At 37.4% G+C, this 12300-nt stretch carries 10 protein-coding genes and 3 tRNA genes; 9 read left to right on the top strand and 4 right to left on the bottom strand.

Annotation, left to right across the window (positions count from 1 at the left end):
• The first annotated feature begins 2 nt into the window (after positions 1-2).
• From AC0L3W_RS15630 to AC0L3W_RS15610, 5 genes are all read left to right on the top strand, one after another.
• A complete protein-coding gene (locus AC0L3W_RS15630; protein WP_113820556.1) occupies positions 3-272 on the top strand; it encodes an oxidative damage protection protein in 270 nt (89 codons plus the stop codon).
• Between the two features lie 190 nt (positions 273-462).
• Positions 463-538, top strand: a tRNA-Phe gene (locus AC0L3W_RS15625).
• Positions 539-607: 69 nt separating this feature from the next.
• Positions 608-683 (top strand) — tRNA-Thr (locus AC0L3W_RS15620).
• A gap of 58 nt (positions 684-741) precedes the next feature.
• Positions 742-817, top strand: a tRNA-Phe gene (locus tag AC0L3W_RS15615).
• Positions 818-1291: 474 nt separating this feature from the next.
• The gene (locus AC0L3W_RS15610) at positions 1292-2101 is read left to right on the top strand and encodes an S-adenosylmethionine decarboxylase (RefSeq protein ID WP_409440103.1); all 810 of its coding nucleotides are present in this window, start codon (positions 1292-1294) and stop codon (positions 2099-2101) included.
• Here AC0L3W_RS15610 and AC0L3W_RS15605 read toward each other — a convergent pair.
• On the bottom strand, positions 2098-2787 hold the full coding sequence (locus tag AC0L3W_RS15605; protein WP_290041365.1) for an SIMPL domain-containing protein: 690 nt from the start codon (positions 2785-2787) through the stop codon (positions 2098-2100). The two genes, AC0L3W_RS15610 and AC0L3W_RS15605, sit on opposite strands and share 4 nt — an antisense overlap.
• A 260-nt stretch (positions 2788-3047) precedes the next feature.
• Between AC0L3W_RS15605 and AC0L3W_RS15600 the strand changes: the two genes are divergently transcribed.
• Positions 3048-3941, top strand: a complete 894-nt coding sequence (locus tag AC0L3W_RS15600; protein ID WP_409440104.1) for a fructose bisphosphate aldolase — start codon at positions 3048-3050, stop codon at positions 3939-3941.
• 74 nt (positions 3942-4015) lie between these two features.
• Here the strand turns inward: AC0L3W_RS15600 and fbaA are convergent, their stop codons facing one another.
• On the bottom strand, positions 4016-5092 hold the full coding sequence (gene fbaA, locus AC0L3W_RS15595) for a class II fructose-bisphosphate aldolase (protein WP_290041368.1): 1077 nt from the start codon (positions 5090-5092) through the stop codon (positions 4016-4018).
• A gap of 122 nt (positions 5093-5214) precedes the next feature.
• Positions 5215-6387: a phosphoglycerate kinase gene (locus AC0L3W_RS15590; RefSeq protein WP_290041370.1), complete on the bottom strand. Its 1173-nt coding sequence runs from the start codon at positions 6385-6387 to the stop codon at positions 5215-5217.
• A gap of 478 nt (positions 6388-6865) precedes the next feature.
• On the opposite strand from AC0L3W_RS15590, the gene AC0L3W_RS15585 reads away from it, so the two are divergent.
• Positions 6866-9124, top strand: coding sequence for a bifunctional diguanylate cyclase/phosphodiesterase (locus tag AC0L3W_RS15585; RefSeq protein WP_409440394.1), 2259 nt, complete (start codon positions 6866-6868; stop codon positions 9122-9124).
• Here the strand turns inward: AC0L3W_RS15585 and AC0L3W_RS15580 are convergent.
• Entirely contained in the window at positions 9121-10059 is a 939-nt protein-coding gene (locus tag AC0L3W_RS15580) for a LysR substrate-binding domain-containing protein (protein WP_409440105.1), read from the bottom strand. The two genes, AC0L3W_RS15585 and AC0L3W_RS15580, sit on opposite strands and share 4 nt — an antisense overlap.
• A 355-nt stretch (positions 10060-10414) precedes the next feature.
• Here AC0L3W_RS15580 and AC0L3W_RS15575 point away from each other — a divergent pair, with 355 nt between their 5' ends.
• Positions 10415-11269, top strand: coding sequence for a transporter substrate-binding domain-containing protein (locus tag AC0L3W_RS15575; protein ID WP_290041373.1), 855 nt, complete (start codon positions 10415-10417; stop codon positions 11267-11269).
• An 80-nt stretch (positions 11270-11349) separates the two neighbouring features.
• Positions 11350-12300, top strand: a complete 951-nt coding sequence (gene speB / locus AC0L3W_RS15570; protein ID WP_290041374.1) for an agmatinase — start codon at positions 11350-11352, stop codon at positions 12298-12300.

The following is a 12300-nucleotide window of genomic DNA, read 5'->3' as shown; positions in this document are numbered from 1 at the left end:
TGATGTCTCGTACTGTATTCTGTACCTATTTGAAAAAAGAAGCGCCTGGTTTAGCGTATCAATTAATTCCAGGTGAAGTTGGCAAACGTATTTACGACAATATCAGTCAAGAGGCATGGGCTATATGGCAACATAAGCAAACTATGCTAATTAATGAGAAAAAATTAAATCTAATGCAAGCGGAAGATCGTGCTCTGATCCAAGAAGCAATGCTAGGATTTTTGTTTGAAGAAAAAGATGTGGAGATCGAAGGCTTTACACCTAAAGATTAATCCAACAAGGTTGAGTGTTCACAATTAGAGCACTTAACGTTCAAAGCACGAGCAAACACACTAAAATGTTAATAAAACTGTAAAAATAGGTTGACGATACACACTAAAGTCTATTTAATACGCCTCGTTCCTGCTTAGTTAGCTCAGTTGATTAGATTCAGACAGAGTTAAAAAGCAAAAAGAACAGTATGCTTCGTTAGCTCAGTCGGTAGAGCAGAGGATTGAAAATCCTCGTGTCCTTGGTTCAATTCCGAGACGAAGCACCATTATTTAGTTTTTACTGAAAAGATTAATTTCAATCAGTAAAAAGAGCGAAAGCTCAGAACGGTTTATGTGCCGACTTAGCTCAGTAGGTAGAGCAACTGACTTGTAATCAGTAGGTCACCAGTTCGACTCCGGTAGTCGGCACCATTTACAAGGCATCGTAAGATGTTAAAATTTATTAAAATAGTTAATAAATAAAAATTTTGCTTCGTTAGCTCAGTCGGTAGAGCAGAGGATTGAAAATCCTCGTGTCCTTGGTTCAATTCCGAGACGAAGCACCATCATTTAAGCCACAACTACTCATTTAGTTGTGGCTTTTTTGTATCTGCTCGAAATGTCCTTGGTTAACACTTTGTTTAAAAACCAGCGAGACGAAGCACCTCCGTTCAAACCACAACTATTTTTTAGTTGTGTTTTTTGTTTCCTTACTTAAGATAACTGATAACCCAAATTCAATGTTTTGACCTTGGCGCTGGATTTATCCTGCTTTCTTTGATTTTGCTTTCCTTGTAAATAGCAATTTCGATAATGATTTATTCATTGATGCTTGCTAAAAAAAATTTTGGTTTTGTCATTAGAATAACTAGCTACTGCAACTAGTACGCTTCTTTCATTCACTTTTCCTACACCTGAATAGAACCGTTAATTAACCAGCTAGGTATAACCATTCTCTTTGAAATATCGACATAAAATTTTAGCCTTACGGCAAACTAACAGGTAAGCTCATCATTTATTTTGGTTATAAGGTTTATTGAGTGTTTTACGAAGGTACTGAAAAACGATTATTCATTTGCACTAAAGATCTCAACCTTCTAACGTTTGAGCAAAGTTTTTGGCATGATTTAGTCTCTTATGCCGGTGCTGAAATAATCTCTAGTATCAACAATACACAGCTTACAGCCTTTCTATTATCTGAATCCAGTTTGTTTGTATGGGAAGATAAACTACTACTCATCACCTGCGGTAATACGCAATTAGTCAAAGCAGCTTTATTTATTCAGCAACAATTGAGTAAAGAGAAAATAAAGACACTTATCTTTCAACGCCATCAAGCGCTTAAACCGCAATTACAGCCAACAAACTTTCAGCAAGATAGGTTATTGCTAGAAAAGCAATTTAATGGTCAGCAGTTGCACTGGAGGGAAGATTATCAAGGTGATCTCTTTGTGTTTGGCGAAATATCAACACAAACTATCTCCACCCAGGGTATTTATATGCTACATGGCTTACGTGGCGAGTTTGCAGAGAATTTACAAAGCCAGCATATAGATAAAACGTCTATTTTGAAGAAGTTAAGGTTGTCGGAATTTTTTAATGATTTTATGATTGATCATTTCAGCTTTAAACCTAAAGGTTATTCATTAAATGCAATTAGCCAGCAAGATTACCTAACTATACACTTAACGCCAGAAAAGCTAAGTACCTATTTGAGTATTGAAACCAGTTTATCTGAAACACAAAGCGCCCCTTTTATCGCTTACTTGGTGACGCTTTTTTTACCACTCAGCCTTAAACGAGTTCACTTCCAGTCTGACAATAAACAGTTAAAACTCATTACTTGTTAAGGCTCTAATAAAAACACGGCATCAACACTGTCTGTAATAGTAATTTGATTATTTTGGTAACTTGAAGGTATTTGGTCACTTTCCATTGCTCGCATCAAAACAGGACGAGCACTACTAGCTTGGTAGTTGATAGAGAAGATATCCCCTAGCGTTGCTTGATAGTTATTCGCTAACCCTTTAGCTTTATCAATTGAGTCTTGCACCGCTAAGTTACGTGCTTTTTCTTGCCATTGTTTTGGGTCTTTTAAAGCGTAGTTAATTTGCCCAATATTAGAGATATCACTTTTCACTAACACCTGTAAAAACTGATTTACTTTAGTGACATCATCTAACTGATAACTAAGGTTACGAATAGCTTTCACGCCAATTTGTGTTCGCTGCTTTTCGATGTATTCAAATTCAGGACGAATTTGAATATCAGCACGTTTTAATAGCGCTTGAGAGAACCCTCCCTCTTTTAAAGCAATTAATATATTATCAACTTGTTTATCAACAACTTGCTTAGCGTTATCACTATCATTTTCTACAGCAATAGACTGAAACTTAATGTTAACGGTATCAGGCTTCACTTCTAACTTTGCTTGACCTGATACGGAGATATGAGGCTGAGCAGGTAAACTATTAGCGTTAGCCCAAGAAAAAGGGGTAAGTAGGCAGATCAACAACGCAAGATTTGATTTTTTCATGGGACTCTCGAATTAAGAATAAAGGAATATAGTAATAATTAATCGACCCATTGAGACCGTGAAAGTTCATCTTTTTTTTACAAAAATAGAAAAGAAAATATTTTAATTACTCAATCTTAATCCAGTAATTTAACTTGCTGATTTTAAATTATTTTATCATTGTCAATTATCCACCAAAAAATTAAGTTAGTGAGAATTACTTGTATTAACACGCAAGGAATGTATGTTGATATGTACTATTCAACTTGTTGGAGATAATTATGAAAATATTTGAAAAACAGCTTAATAGATTTAAAGAAGAGTTAGGCTTTATCGCCGCGCTTGATCAAAGTGGGGGCAGTACGCCCACTGCACTTAAGACTTACGGCATAAATGAAGATGCGTATACTAGTGAGCAAGAAATGTTTGATTTGGTCCATGCCATGCGCTCTCGCATTATCACCAGCCCTTCTTTTACAGGTGACCGAGTATTAGGGTCTATCTTATTTGAAAATACATTAGATCGTGACATTGAAGGCAAAGCCTCATCATTATATTTATGGGAAGAAAAAAACATAGTGCCATTTCTTAAAGTCGACAAAGGGCTAGAAGCAGAAGCAAATGGCGTGCAATTAATGAAACCAATCCCTGGATTAGATGAGTTATTAAAAAAAGCTAAAGCAAAAGATGTGTTTGGTACAAAAATGCGTTCTGTTATTAAACTCGCTAATGCAGAAGGAATAGAAGCATTGGTTGAACAACAATTTAAAGTCGCTAAACAAATCTGTGCCGCAGGATTAGTGCCCATAATCGAGCCAGAAGTTGATATTAATAGCCCAGAAAAAGCAGCCGCTGAAGCCTTATTAAAAGAGCAATTATTAAAACAGCTAGATTTACTTGATGCTAATGAATTAGTCATGCTGAAAATCTCATTACCTGAGTCTGCAAACTTTTATGATAGTTGTATCAGTCACCCGAATGTAGTCAAAGTAGTGGCGTTATCAGGTGGTTACCCTATCGTAGAAGCTAACCGTCGTTTAACGGAGAATAAAGGTGTGATAGCGAGCTTCTCTCGTGTATTAACCGATAATCTTTATAACGGGCAACCTGATGCAGACTTTAATGCTGCATTGGCAGCAACGATAGCCCCAATCTATGAAGCATCAAAAACTTAATGAGAGATTAAATTTTGGGTATAAAAAAGCCAGCGATTAAGCTGGCTCTTTATTCTACTGAAAAGTCAGTAAAATTATAGTACGTCTACAGCGTTAAGGTCAGCAAATGCTTTCTCTAGACGAGTTACCATTGATGCTTGACCTGCACGTAACCAAACACGTGGATCGTAGTATTTTTTGTTAGGTGCGTCAGGACCAGTTGGGTTACCAATTTGACCTTGTAAGAAATCGCGGTTAGCAGCTTCGTAAACACGAACGCCATCCCAACATGCCCACTGTGTATCTGTATCGATGTTCATTTTGATAACACCGTAACCGATAGACTCTTGGATTTCTGCTTCAGAAGAACCAGAACCACCGTGGAATACGAAGTTTAGTGCGTCAGCAGCAATGCCGTGCTTTTCAGAAACGTATGCTTGTGAATCACGTAGGATTGTTGGAGTCAGTTTAACGTTACCTGGCTTGTATACACCGTGTACGTTACCGAAAGAAGCAGCGATAGTAAAACGTGGGCTGATTTTTGATAGTTCAACGTATGCGTAATCAACTTCAGATGGTTGAGTGTAAAGTAAAGACTCATCCATATCAGAGTTATCAACACCGTCTTCTTCACCACCAGTACAACCTAATTCGATTTCTAGCGTCATACCCATTTTTTCCATACGAGCTAGGTATTTAGCACAGATTTCAATGTTTTCTTCTAGTGGCTCTTCAGAAAGATCGATCATGTGTGAAGAGAATAGTGGCTTACCAGTTTCTGCGAAGTGAGCTTCAGAAGCGTCTAGTAGTCCGTCAATCCATGGTAGTAATTTTTTAGCAGCATGGTCAGTATGTAAAATAACTGGAACACCGTAAGCAGCAGCCATTGCGTGAACGTGCTTAGCACCAGAAACAGCACCTAAGATTGCAGCTTCTTGACCTTCAAGTTTAAGACCTTTACCAGCGTTAAATACAGCACCGCCGTTAGAGAACTGGATTACAACTGGTGCTTTAACTTTAGCAGCAGCTTCAAGTACAGCATTGATTGAGTCAGAACCAACAACGTTTACCGCTGGTAGTGCAAATTTATGTTCTTTTGCTACTGCAAAAACTTTTTGAACATCATCACCAGTGATAACACCAGGTTGTACAACGTCTAAAATCTTAGTCATGAGATATATCCTATCTATTGTTTGTAATTTGAATAAGTTTAATTCTGCGTATTAATGTGGCAATTATGGCACAAAGAATACGCATTAAAAAGCGAGATCAAGATCTCACTATAAACATTTGATTAATCGTTGGCACGTAGCTCTAACATTGCTACAGCTGGTAACTCTTTACCTTCAACAAACTCAAGGAAAGCACCGCCACCCGTTGAGATGTAAGATACATCTGCTGTGATATTAAATTTATCAATCGCAGCAAGTGTGTCACCGCCACCAGCAACAGAGAATGCGTCTGATTCAGCGATTGCTTTAGAGATACCTGCAGTACCTGCTTCAAAGTTTTTAAACTCAAATACGCCAACAGGACCATTCCAAAGAATTGTTTTTGCTTCTTTTAGGATAGTTGCTAATGCTGCTGTTGATTCAGGACCTAGATCGAAGATCATGTCGTCATCTTGTACATCTGCAACGTTTTTAATTTCAGCTTCAGCATTTTCATCAAATGCTTTTGCACATGCAACATCAGTTGCAACAGGAATTGCACAGTCAACCATTAGCTTTTTAGCTGTATCAACTAAATCTGCTTCATATAATGATTTACCAACATTGTGACCTTGTGCTGCGATAAATGTATTAGCAATACCACCACCAACAACTAGTTGGTCAGCAATTTTAGATAGAGACTCTAATACAGTTAATTTAGTAGATACTTTAGAACCACCAACAATAGCAACTAGTGGGCGAGCTGGATTATCCATCGCTTTGCCTAGTGCTTCTAATTCAGCAGCTAAAAGTGGGCCAGCACATGCTACAGGAGCAAATAGACCAGCACCGTTAGTAGAAGATTGAGCACGGTGAGCTGTACCAAATGCATCCATTACGTAAACATCACATAATGCTGCTAACTGCTTAGATAATGTTTCGTCGTTTTTCTTTTCACCTTTGTTAAAGCGAACGTTTTCAAGTACTACTACTTCACCAGCATTTACTTCTAAACCGTTTAGGTAGTCAGTTGCTAGGCGAACAGGTACATCTAGAGCTTCATTTAAGTAATCAACAACAGGTTGTAGAGAGAACGCTGCATTTTCTTCTGCAGAAGCGCCTTCAGTAGGACGACCTAAGTGCGACGTGATCATCAACTTAGCACCTTTTTCTAGTGCTAATTTAATTGTTGGAATAGAAGCACGAATACGCGCATCAGATGTAACTTTGCCATCCTTAATTGGAACATTAAGATCTTGACGGATAAATACTCGTTTACCGGCTAAATCTAGATCAACCATTTTTTTTACTGACATGATGTGTCCTCTCATTTTTAAAAACTATAGAATTCTTATTTCTGTCTACATGTTTATAGGCTCAGTATTTACACCCTTCTACAGTGTAATATCATCGAGCTTTCCTTTAATACCGAGCGCATTATAAACCAAACTGTTTGTTACATCGATCACAAATAACATTGCAGTGTAATTTACCTTTTTAATCAAGGGTAATGGTTTGATTTGCATCATTATATATCACGCTTTTTTTAATCAATCGCTCATTAAACCTTATTTTTTATTGTTAATAATGTGAAATAGACTAATAATTTGATCTTACAAAACAGGCTATTTACGTTAGCCTAATAACTATTTCATTGATTATGATTAATAAATTTACGCGGAAAACACTCAGCTAAATGATGGAATCGGTATAAAACAATATAAACGAATTTATTCTCTTAGTTTTATTCTGTTATCAATAAAATTAAGATAAACAAGAGTACTTGTATTGAAAATGTTTTCGTTAAATAAAAACACCTGGTTAATCTATTACTGCTTGATTGCTATCAGTAGTTTATTGCTGATCACCAGTATTAATGCGCGTTATGATGAACTACTGTCTAAAAGGCAAGATGAGCAATTCTACGTCACTAAAATCGTTAAATCAGATATTCATGGGATCCTTACTCACTATGAAACTATGCTCGATTTGATCAATGAAGACTTCACTGAAGACGAGCATTTTAATCAATTTATTCTAGAACGGATTTTACAAAAATCAGAACTATTAATTGGCTTTGTTATCTTTAACCTTGATGGCACCTTATTAGCTAAAAGCGACAATCTCCCCGACAGCTTATATAAAACACGCTCCAGTGATTATTTCGATAATGGTTTCCACGGCAGCTTAGAAAAAGACAGGTTGATGATAAGCAGTGCCATCCTATCGCCAGTGACTAACAAATGGATTATTCCAATCCGCAAAACCTTACTGGACAATAACGGTGAAGTAAGAGGGTTTATTGCATCAGCGATTATCTTAGATAACTTAAAGAATAAATGGTCACATGCGCAAGCTTTTGGCAATAGCATCATGTTGACTCTCGACCATAATTTTTATCAATTCTTACATACCGGAATGCCACCAGAAAGATACAATGCAACCTTTGCCCACCCACTCACTGAAGAGCAAATTACAGAAACGGAAACGGCACTAAAGGCACAGAATCTCAGCTTTAACAAATTAAGAGCGAATAATGCCGTCGCACAAGTGATGATGTCCCCCAGTGATATTCCACTACTACATAGTTTAAGCTATGACAGTAAATATAAATTTTGGGTGCATACTAGTCGTCCATTGAGCGATATCAACCAGCCTTTGTTATATACGGCCATCTATTATTTTGCGCTATATCTATTATTCCTCTCCCTCACTTTCTTACTCTTTAAATGGATATTAAACACTGAAAAAAGTAAATTAACCGCGCTCACTTATATCACCGAACATGATGATTTAACCGGCTGCTTTAATCGAACGGTATTAGGAAGGTTAGTGGGGCGACTCAAAAGACATCAACAACCCTTTTCACTTTTATATATTGACCTAGATAACTTCAAAAATATAAATGATTCATTTGGTCACAAATATGGCGATATTTTATTGCAAGAGGTGAGCCGTAAAATACAAGAGAGCCTGAGAACTATCCCAGGTAATTTAGTACGCTACAGTGGTGATGAATTTGTTTTACTATTAGAAAATAATAACGAAGATGTGATCCGAGGCTTTGCCAAGCTACTTTTACGTAATATGGCCAAACCCTACTCTATTAATAATAACTCCTTTTATATTACTAGCTCTATTGGTATTACTCGTTACCCTAATGATGCTAAAAGTTTAGATACCTTAATTAGTTATGCCGAAAACAGCATGGCGATGGCAAAAAGTACCAAAAACCAATATATATTCTTCTCGCAAGAGGTGCATCAACAGTTATTGAAGCAAGCAAAAATAGAACAAGCCTTACACCATGCAATTGAAAATAATGAAATTAGTCTTGCTTATCAGCCACAATTAAACAGCCAATCTAAACTATGTGGTGTCGAAGCATTAGTGCGTTGGCAAAGTAGCGATCTTGGCTTTATCCCTCCAGAAGTATTCATCCCAATTGCTGAGCAAACAGGTTTAATGCCTAAGCTTGGCCAATATATTTTAAATAAATCCATGTATGAAATAACTGCATTACAAAAAAAATTAAACACACGTTTTTCATTAGCAATTAATGTATCGGTTAAGCAGTTTATTCAGCTCAACTTCTTTGATGTATTAACACAAAGTATCGAAGACTTTGGAGATAAAAGCTTACCGTTAACCATCGAAATCACAGAAAGCCTGTTTATAGAAAGCGTGGACGTATTATTACCAGTATTTGAAAAAATGAAACAACACCAAATCTCTCTTGCTCTTGATGACTTTGGTACCGGCTACTCTTCATTAAGCATGCTCCGTGAAGCGCCAATTGATGAACTAAAAATAGATAAAAGCTTCGTAGACCATATCACTGAAAATAACGTGGATAAGGCGATGGTAAAAAGTATTATCAGTATGGGTAAAAACTTGAATATGCGAGTATTAGCAGAAGGAATTGAAACATTAGAGCATGCAAAAATCTTATCTAAATATGGTTGTGATCTTTTTCAAGGTTATTACATATCAAAGCCATTAAACATTGAAGAGCTAGAAGTATATGTTAACACCATCCGAAAACGACACTAGCGTGAACGGTGCAATAGTTTATTAACATTAAACTGTTGCTCAAAAGCGGCAGATTGCCCTTTTATCCAGCTTATAAAATCAGAGACTTGCGGCCTATCTGCTAACTTTTTCAGATACATAACATAAATACCTCCATCCTCTACTGAGTGGCCAAATAACGGCACAAGTCGACCATTCTCAATCTCTTTCGCCACTAAGGCATGACGGCCTAATGCAACACCTTGTCCATTTAACGCAGCTTGTACAATCAAATCCACTTGATTAAAACTATAACCACTATTACAACTAACCCCTTCAATATTTAGCTCTGACAACCAACGCGACCAAGAGGTGCCAAACTTAGCATTCGGTAATGAATCATGTAATAAAGTGGTTTTATTTAAATCTTCCGGTGTATTTAACGTGATCTTTTTTAATAATTCAGGACTAGCAACGGGGTAAATATAATCTCTAAATAGTAGCTCTTGCTGCATATCTGTTTGATCGCATTTACCATGGCAAATACCAATATCCACCTCTTCATTACGATATATAGGCTCAGCAAAATTAGCAGCAAGATTCAAATCAATATTAGGATGAGCATCATAAAACTCATGAATACAAGGCATTAGCCAACGGCTAGCAAACGCAGGCATAGAGTATACTTCTAACTGCCTGACCTGTTTATGAGACTCAATATGATTGACTGTGTCACGTATCTGATTTAACGCCTGATGCATTGATTTAAATAACTCTTCGCCATTTTCAGTTAAATGTAGTTGCCGTGGTTTTCGGTCAAAAACCTTATACTGTAGATGCGCTTCCAGTAATATTATTTTTTGGCTTACCGCACTTTGAGAAACACATAACTCTTTCGCTGCAGCAGTAAAATTTAAATGGCGGGCAGCACACTCAAAATAGCGTAATGCTTCCAATGGCGGTAAACGAGTCCCCAAGTTAATCCCTTATTACACATTTTCCATAAATCCAGACAGACAACATAGTAAAAGCAAATTTTACGCCAAGCCATAAAAAGCAATGCATAAGAATAATAAAAATCAAATTCAAGCGGTGGTGCTAAAGACTTTAAATAACACTAGGCACGGGAGGCTTTAAACACTTTGTTTTTTGAAGAACATTCCCTTAGCGCCTCTTGCGCGCATCATTCGCACCAAAATATAGCATTACAAATACTTATGGATAGTGATTAGAAATCATCGTTTGTCAGATAGCTCATTATTCAAGCAATATAATACTCAAGCTGTTCGCTCACTTAGCTCTTAATTCACTTAATGATCAAGGATAATCGTTATGAAAACTCTACTACTACCGTTAAAGAAAACATTACTCACTGCGAGTTTACTGTGTGCTACTTTCACTCAAATAGCACAAGCGGACTTACTTGATGATATTAAGCAAAAAGGTGAGATAGTCATTGCGACTGAAGCCCGCTACGCACCATTTGAGATGTTAGAAGATGGTAAAATTGTTGGTTATGGAAAAGACATTCTTGATGAGATATTAAAAGATTTACCAGGAGTTAAATTAACCCAATTAGATTTGCCCTTTCAAGGTATTTTGGCTGGGTTAAGTGCTAAACGTTATGACTTTGTTGCCACTTCACTCACTATTACCCAAAAGCGTATGGATAAATATGCCTTCTCTTACCCAATTTCTACAGCCGCTATCGCTATTCTAAAACGTAAAGGCGATGACCGCATTACCAAACCCGAAGATATGGGTGGTATGCGTATCGGTACACAAGCAGGATCTTCACAACTTACAGTGATTGAAAACTTCGAAAAAGAAGTATTGCTACCGCAAGGAGAAGGTTACAAATCTATTAAACACTTTACTGATTACAACGAAGCCTATGCAGCATTAGCATCAAGACGCATTGATATTGTGCCACAAGCTTTACCCAACCTAGCACCAATCGTAAAACAACGTCCTGATATATTTGAAATTGTACAACCTGCTTTTGGCCCAGAAACTTACTATGGGTGGGTAGGCAGAAAGGATGCAGATTCAACTTCTTTAGTACAATTTTTTAGTGATGGCATCGAGAAGTTACAAAAAAGTGGAAAGTTAGCTGAATTACAACAAAAGTGGTTTGGTTTCACTATGGACTTACCAGTTGGCGAGCTACCTACTCCCCAACACTAATATAAATAAGGGTAACTAACCCTTTATCTCCATTTTATTAACTAACACATCAAAAATAACGTGATTATTTAGGAAGAAATATGACTCAAGATCCCCAACAATTACCTCGTTATAGCGGTATTGCCACCTTTATGCGCTGTCCTTATCAACCACAATTAAATAATGTGGAAATAGGCTTGATTGGTGTGCCTTTTGACGGTGGTGTAACCAACCGAACTGGAACACGCCATGGCCCCAGAGAGATTCGTAATCAATCTAGCTTAATGCGCTCGGTCAACCAAAGTACGGGAATTGATCCTTTTACGCTATGTAAAGTCGCAGATGTAGGTGATGCATTGCCAGAGAGTCCTTTTGAACTGGAAAAAAGCCATCGTTCTATCGAAGCCTTTTTTAACGATATTGTCGGTGCTGGTATCCTGCCTATTTCTGCAGGCGGTGATCATTCCATATCGCTCCCCATTCTCAGAGCACTAGCTAAAGATGGCCCGGTTGCATTGGTTCATTTTGATGCTCACTGTGATACGGGCGGTCATTATTTAGGGTCAAAATTTCACCATGGCTCTCCTTTCAGAGTCGCTGCTGAAGAAGGTTTAATTGATCCTAAAAAAACTATTCAAATTGGTATTAGAGGTTCAGTAAATCATAAAGATATTTGGAAGTTTAGCCATGACAGTGGTATGCGCGTTATCTATATGGATGAGTTTTATAAGTTAGGCGTTGAAGGAATTTTAGCAGAAGTACACAAATTAGTAGGTGATACACCAGCCTATGTCACCTTTGATGTCGATGGTTTAGATCCAGCTTTTGCTGTAGGCACAGGTACACCTGAAGTGGGTGGTTTTACCACTTTTGAAGCATTGCAAATGATTCGTGGTTTATCTGGTTTAAACATTATAGGCGGAGACGTGGTTGAAGTGGCTCCTCCCTTCGATCCTTCAGGGGCAACAGCATTAGTCGGTGCCACTATGATGTATGAAATATTATGTGTGGCCGCGGAATCACTTGCTAAACGTCAGCCTTTAGGAGATTGA

Source organism: Psychromonas sp. KJ10-5, from assembly GCF_055808325.1.
Note: the sequence above shows the minus strand (reverse complement) of the source record. Positions and strands in the feature narration are given on the sequence as shown.

Bases quoted from the DNA above. Each gene is read 5' to 3' on its own strand.
- AC0L3W_RS15630 (WP_113820556.1), top strand. From the start codon at position 3: ATGTCTCGTACTGTATTCTGTACCTATTTGAAAAAAGAAGCGCCTGGT.
- AC0L3W_RS15605 (WP_290041365.1), bottom strand. From the start codon at position 2,787: ATGAAAAAATCAAATCTTGCGTTGTTGATCTGCCTACTTACCCCTTTT.
- AC0L3W_RS15600 (WP_409440104.1), top strand. From the start codon at position 3,048: ATGAAAATATTTGAAAAACAGCTTAATAGATTTAAAGAAGAGTTAGGC.
- fbaA (WP_290041368.1), bottom strand. From the start codon at position 5,092: ATGACTAAGATTTTAGACGTTGTACAACCTGGTGTTATCACTGGTGAT.
- AC0L3W_RS15590 (WP_290041370.1), bottom strand. From the start codon at position 6,387: ATGTCAGTAAAAAAAATGGTTGATCTAGATTTAGCCGGTAAACGAGTA.
- AC0L3W_RS15585 (WP_409440394.1), top strand. From the start codon at position 6,866: ATGTTTTCGTTAAATAAAAACACCTGGTTAATCTATTACTGCTTGATT.
- AC0L3W_RS15575 (WP_290041373.1), top strand. From the start codon at position 10,415: ATGAAAACTCTACTACTACCGTTAAAGAAAACATTACTCACTGCGAGT.
- speB (WP_290041374.1), top strand. From the start codon at position 11,350: ATGACTCAAGATCCCCAACAATTACCTCGTTATAGCGGTATTGCCACC.